Raw genomic sequence first — 25,417 nt, 5'->3', positions numbered from 1 at the left:
TACTACAGAACTACTTAAAATATGTGTAAAACTACTAAAAATAACTAAAATAAGAATAGAGGTGATTTGATGGCAATAAAACCGGAATGGGTTGAATATTCAACAGAAGAGATAGAAGAATTGGTTTTAAAACTCAATAAAGAGGGTAACTCCACAAGTAAGATAGGAATAATACTACGTGACCAGTACGGAATTCCTGATGTTAAGGTTGTAACAGGACAGAAAATTACAAAAATCCTTGAAAAACACGGCCACGGCCTTGAATATCCTGAGGATCTAATGAACCTCATAAGAAAGGCCGTTAACGTAAGGGAACATCTTGATGAAAATCCAAAGGACCTTCACACCAAAAGGGGTCTAAGGATCGTTGAATCAAACATACGAAGACTCGTCAGATACTACACCAAGGAAGGTGTGCTCCCTGAAGGATGGAGATATGATCCAAAAACAGCAGCACTCCTTGTTAAATAAGGCTGAAGAAGCCTGCGATTTACTTCGCAAGCATATTGAATCGGATCATGTTGTGAGAATAATCTCTCACAACGATGCCGATGGAATTTCCGCTGCCGGAGTTATGTGCAATGCAATTGCCCGGCAGGAGGGTAAATTTCATGTTACAATAGTTCCAAGACTGAAAGATGATGTTCTGGCCAAGATCCTAAAGGAAAAATATAAACTATTTGTTTTCTGTGACATGGGAAGTGCGAGTCTAACCCCAATTGGAAGACTCAAAGGTGACGTGATAATCGCTGACCACCACCAAACCATTGATTCTAAAGCCGAGCCCCCGGAAAATCTAGTTCATGTAAACCCCCATCTATACGGGCTGGACGGTACAAGTGATGTGAGTGCTTCAGGACTTTCATACCTAACAGTACGTCCCATGGATTACAAGGAACTTGCAGGACTGGCCCTTGTGGGTGCCTTTGGAGATATGCAGTGTTCTAACGGCATAGAAGGTATCAACAAAATAATACTGGAAGATGGAACTGGAGCGGGCACGGTTGAGGTTAGAGATGACCTTAAAATAGCTTATAAAGCACAAGAGCCCCTTTACAAGGCACTGGCATATACATTCAACCCCGCTATTAAGGAAATTACGGGTGATGAAGAGGGTTCCAGAACCTTCCTTGAGAAACTTGGTATATCTTACGGAATAAAATTCACAGAACTTGCAAACGAGGAGAAAGACCTCCTGAAAGAAGAGCTTATAAGGATAAATCCAAACATATTCGGAAGTACCTACTCTATTCCACAGGAAATCCCTCAACTTCGTAATATTGAGGATTATTCCAAGTTAATAGATGCCTGTGGTAAGAACAAAAAACACGGTGTGGGCTTAAGTATATGCATAGGGGATAGGGACGGTTCCCTTAAAGAAGCTGATCTTCTCCTTAAGACGTATCGAGACAACATTGTCCAGGGTATTGGATGGATAAAAAAGGAAGGTTCTATTGTTTTAAGGAACATTCAGTACATTTATACCGCTGATAAAAAGAGGAAGAAAGTGATGGGCACACTTTCCAGTATAGGATTGGAACTTGAAATTTTAGACCCTGAAAAACCAGTGATTACTCTATCACGCATGGACAACATAGTGAAGATCTCTGGAAGAACCACCAAAAATCTCACAGAAAAAGGTGTTAATTTAGGGTCAGCCCTTGAAGATGCATCTAAAAGTTTCGGTGGAACTGGTGGAGGACATAATATAGCAGCAGGAGCTGTGGTACCCTACAGGAACATGGAAAACTTCCTGAACCTGGTGGATGACGTAGTGGAAACCCAGCTTAAAGCTAGTTGAACACCAATTTTTTCTATTTTTTTATTTTATTTGATATTTTTAGGAATATATTTTAATTGTAAAAATTTCAAATTATTTTTATCGATTTAATACAATAAATTTAATTCAACAATAGATTCCACCAACAATTTCCTGAAAGAAACCTGCATTATTGGATTAAGATGAAATTGTAGCGTGCTTGATTAAACTAATGGATAAAGTAAAGTTAATTAAACTAACGTGTGATCTCATGTACCTGACAAAAGAAGAAAAAAAGATGTATAATGGGGAAGAAGGCCCCGCAGTTGCAAAATGTATGGAGATAATTGTAGCCCTGGGCGATATATATGGGGCGAAACGTCTTGTGGATATAAGTTCGGCCCAGATATCTGGTGTTTCCTACAAAACCATTGGCGATGCAGGTCTGGAGTTTGTTGAAGAACTTGCAAAGGACGCACATGTCCGTGTGCCATCCACATTAAACCCTGCAGGTGTAGACCTTAAAATATGGAGGGAACTGGGATTTTCAGAAGAATTCACCCAGAAGCAGCTCAGGATTGTTGAAGCCTACCAGAAGATGGGCATCTCAACTACTTGCACGTGCACTCCCTACCTTGTGGGTAACGTTCCAATGCTTGGATCCCATATAGCTTGGTCAGAATCTTCAGCAGTTTGCTATGCAAACTCTGTTCTTGGCGCCAGAACCAACCGTGAAGGAGGTCCAGGAGCACTTGCAGCCGCAATATGCGGGAAAACAGCAGAATATGGTTACCATCTAGATGAAGAACGGAAGGCCAACCTTGTGGTTGAAGTGGATGCAAATCTTGCGGGTTCAGACTACGGGGCCATTGGATACATGGTTGGAAACAAGGTTGGAGGTGGTGTGCCCTACTTCAAATTCCAGAAAGCACCATCAACAGATGAACTCAAATGGCTGGGAGCTGCACTGGCATCATCAGGAGCTGTTGCGCTTTATCATGTTGAAGGAGTCACCCCAGAATACAAGGATGCCTTAAAAGGTGTTGATGTAGATAAGATATCGCTCGGAAGGTCTGATATCACTGAAGCGCGTCAAAAACTTTCAACAACCACAAAAAAGCCTGATCTAATCTGTCTTGGATGTCCACACGCATCCCTTGAGGAGATACGGGAAATATCCGAGAAAGTGGCTGGCCGCAGTATCAAAAATGAGCTCTGGGTCTGCACATCCATATCAGTTAAGGCTGCTGCAGACAGGATGGGCTACACCTCAATTATAGAAAAAGCAGGAGGTAAAATAGTCTGCGACACATGTATGGTGGTTGCACCCATTGAAGAACTCGAATTTAAGGTTGTAGGTGTAAATTCTGCAAAGGCAGCAAACTACGTGCCCAACATGTGCGGGTTGGAAGTTGTGTTCGACGACTTTGAGAATTTAATTGATTTCGAGGAATAATTCTATTTTATTCAATTTCTTTTTCTAAAGAAGTTTAATCTTCTTTATTTCATTTTAAAAGCCATTTTTTTTAATCTTAGATATCTTCAAATAGCCAGTCAATATCATCGTAGTAGTTTAACTTACCCTGGCAGTGACAGGAAGAGAAATCTTCTGGTGATTCCCAAGGGTCAAGTTTATAATAACCATGACATCTCTCGCAGACCAGGTACCCAGTTTCCTGCGGCTTGTTATCTACGTTTAGGTTATCAACGAGATGGGAGATATCTGTTTTCATTAGTTTGAAGTAAGTCATGTACGCCCTGACAACATCATGATCATCGATGTTTCCACCATGATATGCAGCGCTGCAACATGCAATTAAAAAAATAAATGCATCTTCATTGTCTTGAAAGGTTATATCTTCAAGGTACCCTACAATTTCATACCTCATAAAATGTCTTATCTTTTTTAATTTCTCAAATAGTTGTTTAGTCTTCCTGCCATCCCATCCAACATTCTTTAAGTTAAAAAAGAAGTTGTCTGTGGGTTCAGGAATATAAGAAACTTCATCAAACTTATCAAATGCAAAAATTATACGTTCATCTATTCTGCTGGAGTACAAAACTTTCAGATCGTATGAATATAATTTTCTGCCAATGTCTCTGAAGTAAAATAACTCTAAAAATGGGTAAAGCCAGCAAAAACCAAAAAAATCTATCGTTCCAGATCTTGAAATTCTGGAACTGGGGGGATCTAACGTATCGTATGCAAGATTTAAAAGGCGAGACTCCAATTCTTCTTCGAGAAGTTCCCCATTTAATCGTTCGGACGGTTCTTCCCATGTTTTATATGCATTGAAAAGTTTTTCATAGCATCCGGAGTTCTTTAAATTCTTCAACTCAAAGATCAATGCATCCAATCCATCAACTTCGTATTCGAAGATAACTTCTTCTATGGATCTTTCTGCAATATTCCTACTGGATGAGTGAAGTCTTTTTTCCAAAGTTGCCAAAGTATCACGAACTTAACTTTTGTTGATAATTTTATTTATCTCTGGTATGATTTATTTTTTGTGAATGAATGATCTTCTTTCAACAAAATAGATTAGATAGAAAATTCATAAAGACTCTAGTGGTAGCATGGAAATGGATGAAAAAGATGTTGCAGGCCTTATTGAAAATTTAAACGACCCTGATTGGGATGTGCGGAATTATATAGCTGATATTCTGGTTAAAATTGGTGAACCGGCCATAAATCCTTTAATAAAGGCTCTTAAGAACGATGACCTTGATATCCGTATGGAGGCCGCCAGGGTTCTGGGGAGAATAGGAAATAAAAAGGCGTTAACCCCCCTCATAGGTGCTTTAAAGGATGAAGATGTGAATTTTCGCAAACAAGCGGCGTCTGCAATCAATAAAATTATTGATAAAGGTACAGTACCAAAATGATGCTTGATTTAAATTTTTTAATTGATTTTCTAGGTAATAATATTTGATTTTCTAGGTAATAATATCATTTAAATTATCTTATTGGATTCTTTTCTTATCAAACTTAATATTCGAAGTATTTTAGCTAATTTTTTACTAGTTTGATTTTTTTTGTTTTTGACTTATGAGAAAAATAGAAAATTCAAAATGAACTTTGAAAAATGATGAGATTTGCAAATTAAAATTAAATTAAGATGGTTACAATAGGAAAAATAAAAAAAATGAAGGTTAATATTGAAGGTTGTTCCACCGTCATCTAAAAAAGAATATTTTTGAAAAAATAATTCTTTCAGCATTACATAAGTAACCCTGATTTATTTGGTAAGATACATGCATTCTCTTCTTAATTTTAAAAGGTCTTTCTTTTTATTCTTCAGGTCGTCCACTTCCTGAAGTATTTCGGGTAGTCTGGCCTGTATGCACTCAACTGTTTTGTCGCGGTGTATCCATTCACAGTTTTCACAGCTCCAGACACCCTTATTTTTTATCCACTTTCCACCGGTTGAACTGTCACCACAAGGATAAAATGGGCAGTAACAAAATGTACAGTTTTGAGGGTGGCTGTGACATGGATAAAATTCACATTCCCTGTTGGAACCTTTGTTACCTTCACCTGCAAGGTATTTATCGTAGAATTCAACTGCTAGTGGATGTGTTGGATATGGAACCTTGTAACCTCGGGGGGTTATCATGTGACCATCTTGGACGTAGGTCATGGAGTTTCCAACTATAACTGTTGTGGACATGTTTATCTCATGATCCAAAAGATCATGGAGGTTTGTCACTGTAACTACAGCACCATCTGAGGTACTTCTAACTATTCCAACAGGTGTTTTCGGACCTTTTGTTTCAAGAAGAATTTTATATGCTTCTTCAAAGGGTTTGGTTCTTGTTTTGCTCAGGGGGTTGTATATGGCTATTACAAAATCACCCTTAGCTGCTGCATTGACCTTCCTCTTTATTTCAGAAAGGGGAGTTAAAATGTCACTTAGACTTATAACTGCAAAGTCGTGTAGAGGCGCCCCAAGCAAGGATGCTGCAAAATTTGCCGCAGTTACTCCAGGTATGACTTCAACTTCAACATCGTCGTACTTTCCCAGAATCTGGAAGAACACGTTTGCCATTCCAAAGACTCCAGGGTCTCCTGAACTTATCAAAGCAACTCTCTTTCCTTCCTGAGATTTAGATACTGCAAGTTCTGCCCTTTTTATCTCATCACCCATTCCCTTGAGTATGATCTCCTTTCCTTCTACAAGATCTTCTATGTTTTTTATGTACTTCTTGTAGGTGATTATAACATCCGCAGCCCCTATTGCATTCATGGCCCTGATGCTCATATTTTCACGGGAGGGTCCAATTCCTATAACGCTGATCATTTCTTCACCTTTTTTAAAAAAAATAAAATTTAAACAGTTTTAATGTTTTATTACTTGTTTCAAACCTTTTTTTAGATATTTAACTATTCATCATCGTACTTAAAAAATTTAAAGTTGATGTATTTTAGGAATATTTTTGAAAAATTATTTCTTAATTCTTATTAATTTTAATCCTTCACTAATTCCATTTCCAACTTTAGTTGTTGCTTTTTGAAAGAGTTATTTTCATTAAATCTTATTGATTAACCTTTTTGAAAGGTTGTTCTTTAAAATCTTTTGAAGGTTTTTAAGATGTTTTAGAATAGAGCTCTTTGGTTGAGATTATCTTTAATGTACTAACGTCAATGGTAATTTGAGTTTTTCCAGTAGATAAATTTCCAGTTGCAGTTGCCAAAATAGTGTACGTTTGATTTGGAGATATGACTACTTGAGCACTCGTATTATCACCAGTTATAACATCCTTATACCCTGTTGCGGTGATATTTACCAGTAAAGTATCCACATTTTTAGTGCTCTGCGACGTCGTAGCTGTTATACTCTGAATATTCACACCATCAACAATTCCAGTGGCATTGATTGCAGTTGCAACCTCATTAGGATTGGTTACATTCAAAGTATTTTGGTTGCTCCCAATTGAGCCCGAACCGAAGTTGAAAAGAGATGATAGCTCATCTACCTGCATAGTTATAAGTTTATTCACGTCAGGAGGTTGGGATGTTACAATGGTATACGCACTTATAAGACCTGCTTCAAAGAATATTGCGAAGAATATGATGAATAATATGATCTTTAGAATCCTGGACAAAATTATCACCTTTCAGTTTATCAATTTGGATTAGTTATTATAATTAAGGTTGTAGATATAATATACTAAAAGCTTTCCATGGGGTTCTCATGATCGATGATATTATTCTAAAATTCACAAATGCAGATATTCTGATAAACGATGCAGCTTACCATAAAATAAGCGGGCAAAAAAACTCTTTGAAACTTACAGATTCCTTAATAGATGATTTGTCCAATTCTGATGAAAATATATTTATTTTAACAGGGGAAATCGTGGATCGATATCTTAAACAGATTAATTTTGATGGAACAGATATGGATGAAAGTATTACACCCAATGAACCATCTAATGGTACGGATGTTAGTGTGCAAATGCCCCAGAGCAAACTTTTACCCAACCTTCCCTTCGACTTCCACATCATAAAGGATGCAAGTAAAAAATCCTACACCAACGGTGAAATAAAAGATTTTTCAGCTTACTTCAACAGTAGATACCAAAAATTAAAGGGTATTCTTGAGAAAAAACCTGAACTCAGGGAGAATCATCCTATAAAAGATGTTGTTAACCTTGAAAATGATGTTAAAGTAATAGGAATGGTTAATGAAATCAGAACCACAAAAAACAACCACAAGATCATCGAGTTAGAAGATGGAACAGGGTACACAACTGTACTGGTACACAAGGACAATGAAAAACTGTTCCAGTTCTCTGAAAAGATCGTTAAAGATGAGGTTATTGGTGTTGTTGGAATCAGGAAAGGAAGCCTATTAATAGCCTCAGAATTGATAAATCCTGGAGTTCCCAGGAAAGAAGATAAAAAAATGGATTTCTCAGCAGTTTTCATCTCAGATGTGCACATAGGAAGCTCCACATTCCTTGAAGATGCCTTTAAAAGGTTTACAAGTTGGATGAATGGGAATTATGGAGATGAAGAGCAGCGAGAAATTGCAAACGACGTGAGGTATCTGGTTATAGCTGGGGACCTTGTGGATGGTATCGGTGTTTATCCCCACCAGGAAGATGAACTCACAATAAAGGATATCTATGGACAGTACGAAGAAGCTGCAAGATTATTAGGAGATATAAATGGAGTTAAAATAGTTATATCTCCTGGAAACCACGATGCATGCCGTTTAGCTGAACCTCAGCCAGCACTTCCAGAACACTATGCATCAGAACTTTACAAGCTTAAAAACACGGAGTTTGTCAGCAACCCAGCCGTTGTAAGTCTTGAAGGAATCAACACGTTGATGTACCACGGAAGAAGCTTCGATGACTTTGCAATGACAGTCAACGGAATGTCACACGAACACACAGATCTTATAATGAAGGAACTCCTTGAAAAACGACATTTAGCACCAATATATGGGGAGAGAACACCACTTGCATCAGAATATGAGGATCATCTTGTTATAGAAGAAATTCCAGACGTTTTTCATACAGGGCATGTGCATATAAATGCTTACAAGAAGTACAAGGGAGTTCACATGATAAACTCAGGAACCTTCCAGTCCCAAACAGAGTTCCAGAAGATTTACAACATTGTACCGACGTGCGCAGAGGTTCCTGTATTAAACAGAGGGACCATGAAAGTCCTCAAATTTAATTAATAAATGAATGAAGGGTCAAATAAGATTTAAAGAATTAGATAAATTTTTTTTTATTTTTATGATTTCTAAAATGTTAAATTCAGACCATTGCAAATATTTTTTAAAATTAAGTTTAAAAATTAGGATAGTTAAAATTCAATAGGTGACTTTAAATGGACAAAAAAGAAGTTTTAAGAAAAATTACTGACGTATCAAACTATTTGTATGAAAAAGGACTTGTACCGGGAAAATCTGGAAATGTGAGTTTTAGATTCGTTGCTAATGGTTCAGAAAATGTGGCTATAACCCCTAGCGGAGTCTCACTCAAAGATGTGGATGAAAAAAACATCGTAATTGTTGATATGGATGGTAATAAATTAAATGAAAGCCTTGAAAATGATAAAAAAGCTTCTTCAGAAGTTTTCATGCATATCAACGTTTATAAAAAAAATGATGAAGTGAATGGAATTGTTCATACACATTCTCCAGTTGCAACAGGATTTGCATTTGCTGAAGAAAAAATTAAAAGGTTAGAAGGTTTTGGAACTATTAAAAATCCATTTATTCCTTTCGTAGAGTATGCAACCCCAGGTACTATGGAGCTTGCCGAAAATGTTTCAAAAGCTCTGGAAAATGAGGACGTTGTGCTTTTAAAGAGGCACGGTATTGTTGCCTGTGGAGAAAATTTAGATGATGCTTTCCTTCTTGCAGAATTTGTGGAAGAGACAGCTAAAATACAACTTGTGTCCAGTTTACTCAGTCGTGGACAGACTCAAGCTCACTTAAAACGTTCCATATAAGTGTTCGTGCATGTATAGGGATATTTGGGTCGTTACTGATCTCATCAAGTATTGAAATCACACTACTTGCACGTATTGTTGCTTCTTCATCTTTAGCCAATATATTTTTAGATTCCTCTGCAGCCCTTCGAATATTTCTTGGAACGCTTGTATCTTCAGTTATATGTTGTAAAATTTGATTACAACGATCAAATGCATCTTGGTTCATAGTTATTCCTCCAATGTTTAAATTAAAATAACCGGTAAAAGTTATATCTAAAACTGTTTCTCATTCATAATTTAAAAAAGTTTTGGTGTTCATGGTCGAAGATGAAAATAAAATTCATGAAAATTAAACAATTAGTTATATAAAACGAGTTTCATGTGTTGATCAATTCTTTGAAACCGCCACTGCAACTGTAACACCGTTAAAGGCTGTTTTTTTATATATGAGTTGTGAATTGGTTCCTGCAGCGATCAGGGCAGATGGCTCGCATACACCAGGTACCCCAAATTTTTCCATTACAAAGTCTGATTTGGAACAATCAGGATGTTTAAATTCTTTTAAAACCTTTTTTGGAATTATTTTAAGTGAAATTCCAAGTTCGGAAGCTAAATCAATTATTCCAGCTTCATCTTTTTTCATTTCTGCTGTTGCAATACAATCTAATCGTTTTATTGGTAAACGCAACGTATCCATTGCAGATTTCACAGCTTCCATTACAGAGATTTTAGAGATATTTTTTTTTGAGCCCACGCCAGCCACAATTTTTTTAGGTCTTAAAATCATATTGATATGGTTGCAGGAAATTCTTATTCTATCTGAAGCCGAAGAAATCTCTTTGTATGACTCTTTAACTTCAGGATCCGTTAATATGAAATCAAATTTAGGGTTTACACCTATTTTAACGTTTTCATTGTTTATTAATGCCATGTTCATTCTTTTTATTTTGTTGGGGTCATCTACGTTGAGAAGGTATCTTCTTGCAAGACTGTCAACGCCAAGTTTACTGTTAAGATCCGTCGATGTTGTTATAATGGGCTCTGCACCAATAATATCTGCCATTTTTAGGGTGAAATCATTTCCACCACCTAAATGTCCTGAAAGTAAACTTATAACATGTTCACCATTCTCATCCACAACCAAAACTGCAGGATCTTCTGTTTTATTTTTAATCAGTCCGCAGATGTTTCTGACCATGATCCCTGTGGCCATTATACCAATGATACAATCATAAGAGTTAAACACTGTTTTTAACGTTTTTTTAACGTTTTTTTCAAATAAATCAACTTTTATTACAGTTGGATCTTCTGCAACATCATCCATTATTTTTTCTGCAAGCTTTCGGGCTTTAGGCGTTATTGTGATTATAGCCAGTTTCATGTGAACCACATTTTTAAGTTGAAGATCTATTTAATTAATTTTTTTAATCAATTTTTTAAGAATGAAATTGATAAAGCATTGAAATTTATTTACATTAAAAAGTTATATTAAAAGTTCAGCAATGGTCAAGAAGATTCCAAATACAACCGATGCAAGTACAACAAACAGTATAATTGTAATTTTGGTAAGAAGTAATGCTTCGGTTATTTTGTCAGGATTTAAAGGATTTATAGAGTCTCCGATTTCATAACAACCTATTTTTTTGAGTTTAATTCCAAGTGCACCTGCAGCCGCTGCCATTGGATATCCTGAGTTTGGGCTTGGTGTTTTACTGGCATCCCTCATCATGATCGTGTAGGAACTTTTCCAATCAAACCTTAAGAGGAGGGCTGCAAGTGTAACAAGAATTCCTGTAACACGTGCAGGTATATAATTCATGATGTCGTCCAATTTTGCTGGAAACCAGCCTATTTTTATATTTTCAGGATTTTTATATCCAACCATAGCGTCCAATGTGTTTATAACTCTGCAAGTAATTCCACCCAAAACTCCAAATATGAAGGTGTAAAAAATTGGGGACACAACAGAATCTGTTATGTTTTCTGTGAGGCTTTCAACGGTTGCAGAAACTAGTTCTTCATTTGAAAGTTTGGAAGTGTCCCTACTTACTAGGTAAGAAACAGATTTTCTTGCAGTTTCAATATCTTGGTTTAAATCATTTTTTATGTGTTCTGCAGAGTTTAAAAGCACTTTTATTGCAAATGTTGTTGAAAGAATAATAGCTGATATTAAAAGGTAGATTAAGTAATTAAATGTGAATAATTGAATTATCAGGAAAAACGCCGTAACAAAAACGACGATCATCAAAATTGTGAAGATAGCACCTGCTAATTTGCTGTTACGTTTAGTTAGGAAACCCTTGAAAATATCTATGAACTTGCCCATCATCACAACAGGATGAATTTGAGATGGAAGTTCTCCAAAGACAATATCTATAATTATTGCCACTAAAATTATGAAAAGAATATTCATATTCATAATTCTCTTTTTATTCTTTCTTTTATTATATTGTTTTTTTTTGTTTGATTTTTTCTACAAAAACATGCTTAAATCTTATCTTGTTGCTTTTAAATTAAATTGGATCAAAATCTTGAAATTGAATGAATATATCAGATAGATATGAAACATGGGTGAGACACCAATTTCAACTGTAAAATAAAATTTTTGTTCAAATCAGATTTTTGTTATTAACTTTTTTGATTTTTAGCTTACATTTAATTGATTAATTTTTATTTAGGAAATTTTCATTATTTTTTTTTATCAAAAAATGGGTAAGAGATTGATTTCAAGTGTAAGTAGATCATCTACATTCAATTTAGATCTTACAAAAAAAAGAGAGGTGTATTTCAAGTGTAACAAACGCGTGCAAAAATGTTTTTGAAGTTTTGAGAGGTACATTTCAAGTGTAAAATTTTGAAAAATATGAGTCAAGATTTTTTTTAATTTAATTATGAAAAAATGAGTTCCATTTCAACTGTATTTACCTTCTATTTTTTCTTTTTTAACTTAGAATACTAATTAAAAAATTTAAGTAAAATGGTTTTATTGTTAAGATATATAGGACCACAAAATTTGCTAAATATTCTTTTTAAAAGTTTTTCTAAAAAATAGGTACATTTATATATAATGTTAACTTTACAATAGGATCAGTATAAAATTTTTAAAATAATTTATTATATAATTTATTATTATAATATAAAAAAATAAATTGTTTAAAGGATTAATATTAACTTTTAAACCTTTTTAAAACTAATTTTAATTTTTCAATTATTTAATAACCTAAAAATTTATTTTTACATTCTTTAATTAACTTTTTATTTGTACATCTGTTTAAAATTATTAATTTGATTTAATTTTATCTTAAAGTTAATTAATTATTTTTTACACATGGTTATATTATGTTTTAAAGCTTTTAAATTAATATAATCCATTTTCTATTACACTTAAAACAATTTCATAATACATTTTTTTCATAGTTACTAAACATAGTTGAATTAACTCAAAAGTCCGTGTTTTCCAATTTAATGAGCAAGTTCTACCAAATTCATCACTTATTATTCTTATTATAAACGTTGATAATACGAAAACTATAAAACGCATATTAAACTCAGTACATATTACACTTGAAATGCATCTCCCACACTTAAAATTTGATCGGGAATCTCGTTGCTTACACTTGAAATGCACGTCTCTATCATCGGGACTTAGTAACGATCATCTTTACACTTGAAATGCACCTCAAACGATCATTATTTCAGGGTTTTTAAATAAATTTTACACTTGAAATGCACCTCACACGCACCCATTCCAATAATCTAAAAAATTTTGAGTAGTCCTGAACATTTTACTCATCATTAACTCGACAATTTTACTAAAAACAAAAAGATAAATCAGTTTTAACGATAACTCTCAAGGACTCTTAAGATTATCAATGATTCAATTTTAATTCGTAATTTTATTATAAAATAATAGTAGTGGTCTCTATGAATATTTTTGAAGAATTAGGCGAAAAAAAGACAGTTTTTAAATGCAAAAAATTTTTGGATCATAGATTTTTACCTGACAAATTGCCTCACAGAACTGAGCAAATTAAATCCGTAGCTAAATACTGGGTGGAAGCTTTAGGAAGTGTTACGCCTCCAGATGTAACTATATATGGTAAGACTGGTACTGGGAAAACAGCTGTTGCGAAATTTGCAAGAAAACAGTTGGAACAAATATCCAAGGATAAAAATATCAATGTAAGGGTTGAATACATACGTTGCACAGATTATACTACAGAATATCAAGTTATTGCTCGTCTATGTCAACAGATGGGACGTGATGTTCCATACAGAGGTTGGACAAAGGCAGAAGTTATTAATGCTTTTAGAAACCTTTTCAAAAAAGATGTGTTTGGAAAGGACCTTATACTAATAATAATTCTTGATGAAATAGATATTCTTCTAAAAAATGATGGTGATGGTCTTCTTTACACTTTAACTCGTACAGATAACGTTTCTATTGCATCTATAAGTAACTTCGTTGACTTCAAACAGTTCATAAAACCCAGGGTCAGAAGCAGTCTACGTGACCGTGAAATTGTGTTTCCACCGTACAATGCACAGCAGCTTGTCGATATCCTGAAAGAAAGATCTCAACTTTCCTTCAAAGATAATGTTTTACATCAAGATGTGATACCATTATGCGCAGCCCTTGCAGCCAAAGAAGAAGGGGATGCAAGATATGCTCTTGACCTTTTAAGAACTTCAGGAGAACTTGCAGATGAAAAAGGGTCTGAAATAGTTCAAGAAACATATGTAAGAGAAGCAAAAGATTACATAGAACACAACAAAGTTACTGATATAGTAATGACCCTTCCAAGTCAGCAGCAAAAGGTTTTAGAATCTATAATTTACCTCACAAAGAAGAAGGAAGAGATAACTTCAGGCCGGCTTTACGATGTTTACAAAGAAATATCTAAGGGGGATTCAGTCTCTTACAGAAGAATATTTGACTTTATAAACGAGCTAGAAATGTTAGGACTTATATCAACAAAAACAGTGTCAAGAGGAAGAGGAAAAGGAAGAACAAATATAATAGACCTTCAATGTGAAATGGCACTCCTTGAAGATGCAATATGGAGTTAATATATTCTATTTCACTTTTAATCTTTTTTCATCCAAATTTTTCTTAATCCCTTTTTTAAATACAGTTCCACTATTTCGCATGTGATTTTCATTTTTAAAATTACATTTATATTAATTAAGTAAATATATTCTTCACTTATTTTATTTTCATATTTCACTCAATTTTATCCATTAACAAGCTTAAAATAGCCATACGCACTGGAACCCCATAAAAAGCTTGTTCGAAATATCTTCCATAGGCTGTGTTGTCCACTTCAGGGGCTATTTCACTGATTCTTGGTAGTGGATGCATCACAATGGCATTTGTACCTTTGAGAAGTTTTAGATCTATCATATAAGCCCCTTTGATCTTGGAGTACTCTTCAGGATCTGGGAATCGCTCTTTTTGAATCCTAGTCACATACAAAACATCAGTTTTGTCAATTACGTCATGTATACTTTCTGTTTCTTCAACTGAAACTCCTGTCTTGCTTAAATCGTGCACTATACTTTGTGGCATTCTCAGTTCAGTTGGAGATACGAAGCTCATATCAACACCAAACATTGCAAGGGCATATGCCAATGAATGCACAGTTCTTCCGTATTTCAGGTCTCCAATTAATGAAACGTGCAAGTTTTCAGTTCTTCCAAGCACCCTCTTCATTGTGTAAAGGTCAAGAAGTGTCTGTGTTGGGTGCTGTCCAGCCCCATCACCTGCATTTATAACCGGTACATCAACAACATCAGCCACAAAACGTGCTGCACCTTCCATATTATGTCTTATAACAATAGCGTCAGCATATTCACTTATTATTTTGGCTGTGTCAGCTAAATTTTCTCCTTTTGTAGCTGAACTCACATTTGCTTCCGCAAATCCGATCGTACTACCGCCCAATCTTTTCATTGCAGTTTCAAATGAAAGCCTTGTTCTGGTTGAAGGTTCATAAAATAACATTCCAAGGATATTTCCTGAAAGAACGTTTGATCGTTTTTTTGACCTTGCAACGGGTTCCATCTTTTCTGCAACATCTAAAATATATTCAATATCTTCTTTGCTGAAATCCCTAATTGAAATGATATCTTTCTGATTAAAGTCCATGTATCACACCATTTCCTATTCTAAAACATTTCTATTGTAAAATTTTAAGATAAACTCTCAGATAAATGAAATGCTAACTGAATTCCATCTATGTTCATGAGTTAGATCTTAAGTTTAAATAGTTCAACACTATTTTTTTACAATCGTTTATCAACCAATTATTTTTTGTCCTTGTAATTTATAATCTTGGTGAACTAATTTTTGAAGTAATTCCTCATTAGAGGTGTCTTGCAAATGTAAGATAACCTGTATGTCCAGCCATTCTTGTTTTTGGCCTCGTACCTCTAGCTTTAACTTCCATCCCTCGGAATATGCATTCAAAGCTTTCAATTTCTGAAAAATTGAACTTTTTAAGAACCCTCTGAAGTATTTGTATCTGTTCAATGAAAGGTGTGTAAGTTGCAATGTATCCTCCCACTTTCAGGGCATTTTGTGCGTGTTCAACAACGTCCCATGGCTTTGGGAGGTCTAAAAACACCACGTCAACATTTTTTTCATCTATACCTTCTGTAATGTCCTGACACTTTACATGAATATTTTCAAGACCAAAACCTTTTATATTACGCTCTGCAATTTCTGCAAAGTCTTCACGGACTTCATAAGTATTGACCTCTCCATCTTTTCCAACTATATTTCCAAAGTGGAGTGCGGTTGCCCCTGCCCCTGTACCAGCATCCACAACCTTGTAACCTGATCCGAGTCCTGTATAAGCTGTGATGATTCCAACATCCTTCGGAAGAATTATTGAACATCTTCTTTCCATTAAATCGATGTAATCATTGACATCTGGCTCTATAACATGGAATTCTCTTCCAAGATGGGTTTTAAGGATATCTCCTGATTTACTGTTAATTATATCTTCTTTTTTAATGAATCCAAAGTCGGTATGGAATTCCACATCACCAACCATATACTTCTTTTCCCTTTCATCGATGAGAACACGCAATTAAATCACTCCTTAGTTACAGAACATTAAAGTTCTTACAATCTTATTTTTTATAATCTTGAAAATTTTTTAATTTGAAATTAGTCAGGTTCTTTTGATATGATCTTAGATTTTTAACCTTCAGATAAACCTTCAGAAATATCATCAATCTTTAAGTATCTCTAAATTTTATTCCCTAAATCTTTATTCTAAAATTTTTAACTGATTTTTCTATTCTTAATTAATCCTTTCAATTAAATCTCTTTCATCTTTCAATTAATTTCAAATCAATTAAATTTCCAATCAATCTTTATTTTATTAATTTATATTCCTCACCGGGTTTTTGGAGACTGTTTCCACTTCGAATTGTTTTAAATTCAGAATCAACAACTGTTTTGATTCTTTGGGCTATTTTATCCCCAATTCCTTCAACATTTTTTAATTCATCCTTTGAGGCGTTTATAACATTTTTAACATTTCCAAACTCTTCAAGGAGCTTCCTTGCTGTGACAGGCCCCACGTTAGGTAATGATTCAACTATGTAAAGCTGCTGCTCCCATGCAGTCAGGGGCTTCTTTTCGGTCCTGATCTGCATCGCAGGCCTATCATGCGTCTGCTCCCTTATTGCAATTCTAGTTATCATGGCCGCTGTATCTGCCTCGGATCTGGTTGGTATTATTGGAATTCCAAAATCAACAGCAACAGAGGCCAAAGCACCCCTCACAGCGTTCGGATGGATGAAGCTGGAGTAAAGGTTCTCACCTTCAAGTATGATCACGGGCTTTTCAAAGTTTTCAACCAGTTCTTTTGCCTGTTTATGGAGTCTTTTGTCCATAATTGAACCTATAAAATCTTTTGCTGTTTTTCTTTCAATTGCAACTTCATCGCTGACCTGATAGTCTGCAACTGCAAGCCCCTTAACTTTTATATTAACATCCAATCTATCGAGTTCCCTAAGAACCGATGAATTCCCTTCCCTTGAATCAGCGTATACTAAAGGTCTTTCTTTTTTTTCATCATTTAATTCAGAATTTTCATCAGCTTCAAGTTCTTTGTAGCTGTATTCAATAGCTTCAAAAGCAGATTTTTCAGCACCATTTACGAAGCCATTCAGATCAGTTTTATAGCCCGATGAAAGCTGTTTTTTCATCTTCTTTTCCTTGTTACTACTGGACCAATAATAAGCCTCATCTCTGGTTCCTTTGGTCATGAGTATGATCATTCTACCCTTATTTTTTCGTCCAGTTCTTCCCCTACGCTGAATCATCCTTATCTCAGATGGTACAGGTTCGTAAAGCACCACCAGATCCACAGATGGAATGTCTATACCTTCCTCAGCCACACTGGTTGATATTAAAACGTCATAAACACCTTTTTTAAAGTTTTTAATTATTTCTTTCTGCTTTTTCTGTGTTAAACCCTTTTCAGTATCTCTTGATGCTTGTCCAAAGAATTTTACGGCGTTTATATTATTTTCCATGCATTTATCATAGGCTTTGTTAACGGTGTCCCTGAACTGTGTGAAAACAATTATCCTTGACTCTGGATTTTTGAGCTCATTTTTGAGAATTTTGATAAGTTTTTCGAGTTTGGGGTGTTCTATTCCGTTTTCATAGGCCTTTTCTGTGAGTTCCATGGCTGTGTGGAATTCAGGATCATTCATGAGCCCCTTTGATGCTTTCGTCCTCTTTTTACGAAGCCTTCCAAAGTAGCTGTGTAGGTTGCTTATACCCTGGGTTTCAAGAAGTTCGAGGGAGTGTAGAAGGTTCAAAACTGCAGCCAAAATAGAAATCGCCAAGAAACATTTTTTAGGAGGGTTTGCACTGCTTCCTATCCTCCTTTGAGCACTTGCCTTAGCAGCCAGCACATCCTTTTTGCTGACACTTACGGATCTTATTATTCCCATTCTCTTCAGAGTTTTCAGCCGGGCTTTAAGCGCCTTGTCCATATGGGATTTTATATCTTTAAGCTCTGGTTTCAACTCCACTTTTACCCATTTAACATCCACAGGGTTAAAATAAGGCACAACATCTGCATCTTCTTCGCTTTTTATAACAACGTCTTTAATGAATAAATTTTCACAGACGCTACCTATCTTTTCGTCATCCCATCCTGGAGATGCTGTAAGTCCAAGTATCAACGGATTCTTTCCATCGGTTGTGTATTTGGATGCCAGATATACGTAAGAGTATGCACCCACCCCCCGATGACATTCATCAAACACTAGGAGCGAAACATCTTCAATTGAGTACCTTCCAGATATAACATCAGCTTCAACTGTTTGGGGAGTTGCACAGATTATTTGAGAGTCAAACCACCGTTTAACTCGTTTAGATGGGGTTATGGCTCCTGTTAATGACGTTGTGCTTACCTTCAAAAACTCCCTGAAACTCTCCTCGTGCTGGATAACCAGTGGTTTGCTCGGAGCCAGAACCAGCACTTTGGAATCAGGAAACTTTTTAAGTCTCTCTGCAGCCACAAGTGCGGCCACAATAGTTTTTCCAAGGGCTGTTGGGGCCACAATCATACTGTTACCTTTTTTAAGCACTCCTGCTGCCAGGATCTGTTGATACAATCGTGATTCAATTTTTCCGGGTTTTATGAGGGGGTGTTGAATCCATTTTTCCATGGAATTTTATATCTAAGATCAAACATATAAAAATGGTGCTGATTTAAAGAAGAACTTTTAAAAGGGTTAAAATTATTTTGGTTTTTAATTAAGGATAAAAATAGGAGAATAAGAAATATCCATTCTCTAAGTAAAATATACGAATTCTCAATATTCCAATTTCCCAGATTATTAAATATCATTCAGATTATTATTTTTATAAAAATTTGTAAATGAACTTCATTTTTTAAAGAACTTAACTCTTTAAACTAATTTAAAAAACGGATAAAAATTTTCTAAGAAAAATAAAAAAAAGATAAGTTATCCATTATAATTGAAATGGACGGATCAAGATAGGATAGGTGAATGAGATGTTCGTAATGCACCTCATTTTCATCTATTTTTACATCCTAGTTATCCATTAAATAACCCATTGATCATCCATTAATCTCCCTTAAATATCAACTTCAACAACACCGTCGAATGCAAGGACTGCATCACCCTCCATGAATGCTCCAAGACCACCATCTCTTGGATAAACAACTATAAATAAGTCTCCACCCGGCAGGTGCACCAGAACATTTTCATCGAGTTTTCCAAGCTTGTAACCGACCAGTGCACATGATGTTGCACCTGTACCGCAGGCGTATGTAAATCCTGCACCCCTCTCCCAGGTGAGCATCTTTATCTCCCCTCTGTTGATGATATTGACGAAGTGTACGTTGGTTTTCTGTGGGAAAGCCTCATGATTTTCTATTAAAGGGCCGAGATAGTCCAGATCTATGGTTTCAAGGTCTTCATCTGTAAATATAACCGCATGTGGGTTGCCAACACTTACTGCACTCATTTTCATTGGTTTACTATCAACGATCAGTTCCTGGTCCATAAACTCGTCGGTACCGATCAAAGGGTTTATCATCGGGATTGCATCAGCTTTGAAGTTTGCTTTGCCCATATCAACAGTTGAAGCCAGGACTTCTCCGCTTCGAACTATAAGTTCCAGATATTTAATGCCGCCGAGTGTTTCAACCACCATTTCATCATGGGGAACGATCCCGTTCTCATAAACAAATTTTGCAAAGCATCTTATCCCGTTTCCACACATTTCAGCTTCACTTCCATCTGCGTTGAATATCCTGAACCTTATATCTGCTTTGTCCACAGTTGGTGGCACAACGAAGATCACACCGTCGGCTCCTATTGAAAACCCGCGTCTGCACAGTTCCTCCACAATTTCTGGTTTCTTATACTCAGGGATTATCTCTTTTTTACTCTCATCAATTACAACGTAGTCGTTTCCGAGTCCGTGCATCTTGGAGAAGATTAAAAGGGTATTTTTCATTTGAGCAACCTCACAGGCACGTTTTGTTTTGCGAGGACGTCTGCAAAAGTTTCCCTTTCTCTTATAACATCTGCTTCACCGTTTTTCACAAGTACCTCTGCGGGTCGTGGTCTGCTGTTGTACTGGGATGACATGGAAAATGAGTATGCTCCTGCATTGAGTATTGCAAGAAGGTCCCCTTCCCCTATATCTGGCATTGGCCTGTCCCTTGCAAACAGATCTCCTGATTCACAAACATCTCCGGCAATATCTAGAGTCTGAGTTGGTTCTGCTCCAGGCTTGTCTGCAACCACTATGTGGTGGTATGAACCGTACATGGTTGGCCTTAAGAGTGTATTGAAACCGGCGTCAACTCCTGCGAATTTTCTGTAGCTCTGTTTTACAGTGTTCACCCTCGTTAGTAGGTATGAACTGTCTCCAACTATATAACGGCCGGGTTCTATACACATTGTAGGTTTTCCAAGGTCGTACTCTCCTAACTTCTCTTTGAAAAGGTCCACGATTTTTTGAGCGAAGAGATCGATATCGAGTTTGGATTCTTCAGGCTCGTAAGGTATTCCAATACCTCCTCCAAAGTCTATGAAGTCAAATTCAACTCCCGCTTCCCTATGCACCCTTCCTGCAATGTCCATCAAACTTCTAACCGCAAGCATGAATGGTTCTGGGTCCAGTATTCCTGAGCCTATATGGCTGTGGATACCAACTGGTTTGAAACCAAGTTCCTGGGCCAGTTTGTAAACTTCTACAGCTTCTTCTTCCATAATACCAAACTTACTTAACGGTCCACCAGTTATGCAGTGTTTATGGTGTCCTGCTCCAACATTAGGATTTACACGGAATGATATTTCCATTCCCTCTGCACCTGACAGTTTTGAAAGTCTTTTAAGCTGTGAAATTGAATCAATGTTCAATCTAACTCCAGATGATATTGTAAATTCAAGCTCTTCATCTGTGACGTTGTTTCCAGTGTAAAGAATTTTTGAAGGATCGAATCCAGCAAGCAGGGATGTGTATATCTCACCAGGGGATACTGCATCTATTCCGCTTCCCTCTTCTTCCAATATTTTCATTACTGCAAGGTTAGTGTTGGCCTTACATGCATAATACATGTTAAAATTATCGTATTGTTTTGAGAAAGCTTTGTACAACCTTCTGTAGTTTCCCCTTATTTTCATTTCATCAATGACGTAAAGCGGAGTTTTATATTCATCTGCAAGTTCTAATGCATCAGCTCCTCCGATGCTCAGATTTCCTTTTTTATTTGTTTCTAAATCGAAATTCATCTATTATCCTCCAAAAACAGAAAAGTAAAGTTGATGTTCAATTTTTAATCTTTATCATATAAAAATTTTGCAATAAAAAAAATAGTTTGTAGGGGCATCACAGGAGTCCTAAACTTTCAATTGAACCATCCTAAAAAACATCAAAAACTTAAAAATTTTATTTTAATTTTCATTTCATCATCTGAAAAGATAAGATGAAATTTTATTCATATCATCACGAAAAATCACCAAAAAACTGAAATCACTCGATGTTTTTCATGAAAAATTTTATGATATACATTTCAAATAATTAATATAAGAACAAATATAAATCTTATTCTAAATATAAAGGTTAAAAATTACTTAATTTTTAAATAAGTTTGTTTAAATGATTAAAAGATGTATAAAAACATTATTCAGATGGATGGATTACTTTGAAGGATCCATACCGAAAAAGCTGGCAAATTTTGTTTGCAATAGCATTGGGAAGTACGATGGTCCCGATAAATGCCAGTCTGGTCAATGTTTCACTGCCATCCATTACAGAATTTTTCGGTACAAGCCTTGTAACTTCAGAATGGGTTTTAACAAGTTATTTAATTACTTTACTGGGATTTGTCCTCTTTTTTGGCCGTTTGGGTGATTTTTTAGGGCATGAACGGCTTTACTTGACAGGGTTGGTGGGGTTCATATTAACATCCCTCCTCTGCAACCTGGCACCATCTATCCAGCTTCTGATCATTTTTAGAGCTTTACAAGGTTTTACAGCCGCCATGATGCTGTCGGTATCCATGGGAATAATTAAAAAATCTTTCCCAACCTACACACTTGGCAAAGCCCTGGGAATTTATGCAGTGGCAGTTGCGGCGGGATTGGCCCTTGGCCCTGCAATCGGAGGCATACTTGATGCTGCATTTGGTTGGAGGGCCATATTCCTTGTGAACGTTCCAACTGGTATACTGAGTTTTCTGCTCTGCTACCGTATACTCAAAATTGGGGAAACCAAGAAGGTTAAATGGGATATTCCAGGTACTTTACTTGAGTTTGCATGTCTTTTCGCGGTAGTTTACATTCTAAACTACATAACGATAAATTCTTTAAATATTGAAACAATTTTAATGATAGTATTTGCAGTGGTGACATTTTTACTCTTTATTCGGAGGGAGAACCGTGTTGAAGACCCTATGCTCAACCTTTCACTCTTCAAAAACCCCAGCTTTTCAGCATACAACCTGAGCCTGCACTTCAACTACATATGCATGTACATGATCATATTTATAATGCCGTTCTATCTGCAGAAAGTCCTCCATCTCACACCAAACACCACAGGACTGGTTTTAACAGCATCTCCAATTATAATGATGGCATTGGCACCTTTAAGTGGTGCTCTGTCCGATAGATTTGGTTCAAGATCCCTCTCCTTCCTTGGAGCCATGATCTGTGTTGTGGCATTTTACTCCATGACACAGCTCACCATCTTCTCAACAGCCACCGATGTATTCCTGCGCCTTGCACTTTTGGGGGTTGGAACCGCAATATTCCAGTCTCCCACCAACAAGGCCATAATGGCTAAAATACCTATGGGTCAGGCAGGAGTTGCATCGGGCATTATAGTAACCATGAGAAACCTTGGAATGGTATTTGCAGTATGCTATGCAGGTATATTAATTAACTTTACAGTCTCACCAGCGGTACTTCAAATGCACCAACTCTTCAACTTGGATGCATACAACTTCACAACAGGAATGCACCTGGTGGTTACATTTGCAGCCATATTAAGTGCTGGAATGGCAGTATTATCCATTATGGGGATGGGCACTGAAAAAATTAAAAAAGAAGTTTCAGAGATATATGATGAAGTTAAACCTTAAAATCACCTTATTTTATAAATTAATCACATAAACGGATATAAATCTTAAAATATTCAATATGAATTTTTTTTAATCAGCCTTTTTCCTTTTAATTAATATTTAAGTAAACTTTGGTTAAAATCCTAACTTAAGTAGATCGTTTAAAATAAAAAAAAATAAATTCAAAAAGTATGAAATTTGAATTTAACCCTTTAAAGTTTACTCAGGCGAAATCACCGATAATTTCATCCATCATTGAGGCCACAGCATCTATCTGGTCTTTACTTATCATCAATGGAGGAACGAACCTTAACACGTTGCCTGCAGTACAGTTTATGATTAAACCCCTTTCACGGGCATCATCAACCATTACACCACATTCTTTCTCCATCTCCATACCTAGCATGAGCCCACAACCACGCACATCCTTAACTATGTTGTAGGTTTCTTTTATTTCTTCCAGCTTACCTTTGAAGTAGGTTCCGTTTTCTCTGGACTTTTCGAGGAGCTTCTCTTCAATTATCACATTTATTGAAGCTTTTGCAGCTGCACATGCCAATGGACTTCCACCGAAGGTTGCTGCATGGTCTCCTGGCTGGAATGTTTCTCCAACTTCTTTACTTGCAAGTACTGCACCCATTGGGAATCCTCCGGCTATTGCCTTTGCAAGGGTTGTGATGTCTGGGGTTACACCAAATGTCTGGGAGGCGAACATCTGCCCGGTCCTTCCGAAACCTGTTTGAACCTCGTCAAAGATTAATAAAACATCCTTTTCATGGCAAACTTTCTTAAGTTCCATCAAATATCCTTCAGGTGGTACTATTACCCCACCTTCACCTTGAATAGGCTCAACAAGTACTGCCGCTGTTTTGTCTGTTATTGCATCTGCTACTGCATCCACGTCGCAGTATGGTACGTATTTGAATCCTGGTGTTAATGGTCCGAAGTTCTTCTGATACTTGGTCTGGCCTGTTGCTGTTATTGTGGTTATGGTTCGGCCGTGGAATGAGTTTTCCATGGTTATTATTTCACCCTTACCAGTGTGCTTTCGTGCAAGCTTGATCGCACCTTCGTTGGCCTCTGCACCGCTGTTACAGAAAAATGCTTTATTATGGGGTGAGACCTCTGCAAGTAACTTTGCAAGGGTCACCTGCTCCTCTGTGTAGTAGATATTTGAGCAGTGTATGAGTTCCTGCGCCTGTTTGCAAATTGCTTCTGCCACCTTAGGATGGGCGTGGCCAACGTTGTTGACTGCAATTCCTGCAACGCAGTCTATGTAAGATTTACCTTCAACATCCCAAACCACAGCTCCTTTACCCTTTTTAAGGGCCAGAGGTTGGCGACCGTATGTCTGCATAACGTATTCATTGTCTAATGCCATAATTTCTTTTGTGTTCATTTATTCACCTTCTAAAAACATGATGTAACTTTAAATTGTGGATGTCATGTGGTTACATAAAAATTGGGTTTCATTTTTCCACATGACCTGTGAAAGCTTTTTATTTATTTGAAACTTATGTAATATTAAATTGTTAGATACCAATGGATACTTTGATTAGGTGGTTTAATAAATTTTAACTACATACCTTAACAAAAACTGAATGGTGAAATAAAATGAAAAAAGCAATAATTGAAACGGATAAAGGAAATATTGAGCTCACGCTTTTTGATAAAGAGGCACCCAACACGGTTGCAAACTTCGAAAAACTTGCAAAAAAGGGTTTTTACAACGGACTGACATTCCACAGGGTCATACCTAACTTCGTAATTCAGGGTGGATGCCCCAAAGGTAACGGAACAGGAGGCCCAGGTTATACTATTAAATGTGAGATAAACGAGCACAAACACGGTACAGGGGCATTATCAATGGCTCATGCAGGAAAGGACACAGGTGGAAGCCAGTTTTTCATAACCCACAGCCCACAGCCACACCTCGATGGAGTGCACACAGTCTTTGGTAAGGTTGTGAAGGGAATGGATGTTGTGAACAAGATAACTGCAGGCGACGTAATGAATAAAGTCACAGTGGTTGACGAGTAAACAAAAAAAATCCTAACTTTACTT

General features: G+C 36.3%; 21 protein-coding genes. 9 read left to right on the top strand and 12 right to left on the bottom strand.

The window, feature by feature from the left end:
- Positions 1-69: 69 nt before the first annotated feature.
- The 3 genes from MSWAN_RS11990 (at position 70) to MSWAN_RS11980 (ending at position 3,215) form a co-directional block, all read left to right on the top strand.
- Positions 70-471, top strand: a complete 402-nt coding sequence (locus tag MSWAN_RS11990; protein WP_013826917.1) for a 30S ribosomal protein S15 — start codon at positions 70-72, stop codon at positions 469-471.
- A complete protein-coding gene (locus MSWAN_RS11985; RefSeq protein ID WP_013826916.1) occupies positions 437-1,801 on the top strand; it encodes a single-stranded-DNA-specific exonuclease RecJ in 1,365 nt (454 codons plus the stop codon). Before MSWAN_RS11990 ends, MSWAN_RS11985 begins: the two co-directional genes overlap by 35 nt.
- A 229-nt stretch (positions 1,802-2,030) precedes the next feature.
- On the top strand, positions 2,031-3,215 hold the full coding sequence (locus MSWAN_RS11980) for an aconitase X (protein WP_048188134.1): 1,185 nt from the start codon (positions 2,031-2,033) through the stop codon (positions 3,213-3,215).
- 76 nt (positions 3,216-3,291) lie between these two features.
- Here MSWAN_RS11980 and MSWAN_RS11975 read toward each other — a convergent pair whose 3' ends face one another.
- A complete protein-coding gene (locus MSWAN_RS11975; protein ID WP_013826914.1) occupies positions 3,292-4,209 on the bottom strand; it encodes a hypothetical protein in 918 nt (305 codons plus the stop codon).
- Between the two features lie 127 nt (positions 4,210-4,336).
- Between MSWAN_RS11975 and MSWAN_RS11970 the strand changes: the two genes are divergently transcribed.
- On the top strand, positions 4,337-4,645 hold the full coding sequence (locus tag MSWAN_RS11970; RefSeq protein ID WP_013826913.1) for a HEAT repeat domain-containing protein: 309 nt from the start codon (positions 4,337-4,339) through the stop codon (positions 4,643-4,645).
- Between the two features lie 353 nt (positions 4,646-4,998).
- Here MSWAN_RS11970 and cobJ read toward each other — a convergent pair whose 3' ends face one another.
- Both cobJ and MSWAN_RS11960 read right to left on the bottom strand, forming a co-directional pair.
- Positions 4,999-6,060 (bottom strand): precorrin-3B C(17)-methyltransferase, encoded by a 1,062-nt coding sequence (cobJ, locus tag MSWAN_RS11965; protein WP_013826912.1) that lies wholly within the window; start codon positions 6,058-6,060, stop codon positions 4,999-5,001.
- Positions 6,061-6,346: 286 nt separating this feature from the next.
- Positions 6,347-6,874 carry a hypothetical protein gene (locus MSWAN_RS11960; RefSeq protein WP_394295791.1) on the bottom strand — a complete coding sequence of 176 codons (528 nt, stop codon included), beginning with the start codon at positions 6,872-6,874 and terminating at the stop codon, positions 6,347-6,349.
- Between the two features lie 80 nt (positions 6,875-6,954).
- Between MSWAN_RS11960 and MSWAN_RS11955 the strand changes: the two genes are divergently transcribed.
- Positions 6,955-8,457, top strand: coding sequence for a DNA-directed DNA polymerase II small subunit (locus MSWAN_RS11955; protein WP_013826910.1), 1,503 nt, complete (start codon positions 6,955-6,957; stop codon positions 8,455-8,457).
- 152 nt (positions 8,458-8,609) lie between these two features.
- Positions 8,610-9,236 (top strand): class II aldolase/adducin family protein, encoded by a 627-nt coding sequence (locus tag MSWAN_RS11950; protein ID WP_013826909.1) that lies wholly within the window; start codon positions 8,610-8,612, stop codon positions 9,234-9,236.
- Here the strand turns inward: MSWAN_RS11950 and MSWAN_RS11945 are convergent.
- The 3 genes from MSWAN_RS11945 to MSWAN_RS11935 all read right to left on the bottom strand — a co-directional run bounded on the left by MSWAN_RS11945 (position 9,193) and on the right by MSWAN_RS11935 (position 11,631).
- A complete protein-coding gene (locus MSWAN_RS11945) occupies positions 9,193-9,444 on the bottom strand; it encodes a UPF0147 family protein (protein ID WP_013826908.1) in 252 nt (83 codons plus the stop codon). The genes MSWAN_RS11950 and MSWAN_RS11945 overlap by 44 nt on opposite strands.
- Positions 9,445-9,606: 162 nt before the next feature.
- Entirely contained in the window at positions 9,607-10,599 is a 993-nt protein-coding gene (locus MSWAN_RS11940; protein WP_013826907.1) for a cobalt-precorrin 5A hydrolase, read from the bottom strand.
- Between the two features lie 102 nt (positions 10,600-10,701).
- Complete coding sequence (locus MSWAN_RS11935; RefSeq protein ID WP_013826906.1) at positions 10,702-11,631, bottom strand: cobalamin biosynthesis protein; 930 nt, start codon at positions 11,629-11,631, stop codon at positions 10,702-10,704.
- 1,511 nt (positions 11,632-13,142) lie between these two features.
- Here MSWAN_RS11935 and MSWAN_RS11930 point away from each other — a divergent pair.
- Positions 13,143-14,288 carry an orc1/cdc6 family replication initiation protein gene (locus MSWAN_RS11930; protein WP_013826905.1) on the top strand — a complete coding sequence of 382 codons (1,146 nt, stop codon included), beginning with the start codon at positions 13,143-13,145 and terminating at the stop codon, positions 14,286-14,288.
- Positions 14,289-14,442: 154 nt separating this feature from the next.
- On the opposite strand, the gene pyrB is transcribed toward MSWAN_RS11930, so the two are convergent.
- The 5 genes from pyrB to lysA all read right to left on the bottom strand — a co-directional run bounded on the left by pyrB (position 14,443) and on the right by lysA (position 21,524).
- Positions 14,443-15,366, bottom strand: a complete 924-nt coding sequence (gene pyrB, locus MSWAN_RS11925; RefSeq protein ID WP_013826904.1) for an aspartate carbamoyltransferase — start codon at positions 15,364-15,366, stop codon at positions 14,443-14,445.
- A gap of 217 nt (positions 15,367-15,583) precedes the next feature.
- The gene (locus MSWAN_RS11920) at positions 15,584-16,312 is read right to left on the bottom strand and encodes a tRNA (adenine-N1)-methyltransferase (protein ID WP_013826903.1); all 729 of its coding nucleotides are present in this window, start codon (positions 16,310-16,312) and stop codon (positions 15,584-15,586) included.
- Between the two features lie 289 nt (positions 16,313-16,601).
- Complete coding sequence (locus tag MSWAN_RS11915; RefSeq protein ID WP_013826902.1) at positions 16,602-18,920, bottom strand: DEAD/DEAH box helicase; 2,319 nt, start codon at positions 18,918-18,920, stop codon at positions 16,602-16,604.
- Between the two features lie 433 nt (positions 18,921-19,353).
- Positions 19,354-20,241 carry a diaminopimelate epimerase gene (gene dapF, locus MSWAN_RS11910; protein ID WP_013826901.1) on the bottom strand — a complete coding sequence of 296 codons (888 nt, stop codon included), beginning with the start codon at positions 20,239-20,241 and terminating at the stop codon, positions 19,354-19,356.
- Positions 20,238-21,524, bottom strand: coding sequence for a diaminopimelate decarboxylase (gene lysA, locus MSWAN_RS11905; RefSeq protein ID WP_013826900.1), 1,287 nt, complete (start codon positions 21,522-21,524; stop codon positions 20,238-20,240). Before lysA ends, dapF begins: the two co-directional genes overlap by 4 nt.
- A 413-nt stretch (positions 21,525-21,937) precedes the next feature.
- Between lysA and MSWAN_RS11900 the strand changes: the two genes are divergently transcribed.
- Positions 21,938-23,374 carry an MFS transporter gene (locus MSWAN_RS11900; protein WP_013826899.1) on the top strand — a complete coding sequence of 479 codons (1,437 nt, stop codon included), beginning with the start codon at positions 21,938-21,940 and terminating at the stop codon, positions 23,372-23,374.
- Between the two features lie 202 nt (positions 23,375-23,576).
- On the opposite strand, the gene MSWAN_RS11895 is transcribed toward MSWAN_RS11900, so the two are convergent.
- On the bottom strand, positions 23,577-24,752 hold the full coding sequence (locus tag MSWAN_RS11895) for an acetylornithine transaminase (protein WP_013826898.1): 1,176 nt from the start codon (positions 24,750-24,752) through the stop codon (positions 23,577-23,579).
- Positions 24,753-24,967: 215 nt separating this feature from the next.
- Here MSWAN_RS11895 and MSWAN_RS11890 point away from each other — a divergent pair, with 215 nt between their 5' ends.
- Positions 24,968-25,393 carry a peptidylprolyl isomerase gene (locus MSWAN_RS11890; RefSeq protein ID WP_013826897.1) on the top strand — a complete coding sequence of 142 codons (426 nt, stop codon included), beginning with the start codon at positions 24,968-24,970 and terminating at the stop codon, positions 25,391-25,393.
- The last annotated feature ends 24 nt before the right edge of the window (positions 25,394-25,417 follow it).

It is taken from the genome of Methanobacterium paludis (assembly GCF_000214725.1).
GTDB classification, from domain to species: Archaea; Methanobacteriota; Methanobacteria; order Methanobacteriales; family Methanobacteriaceae; genus Methanobacterium_C; species Methanobacterium_C paludis.
Note: the sequence above shows the minus strand (reverse complement) of the source record. Positions and strands in the feature narration are given on the sequence as shown.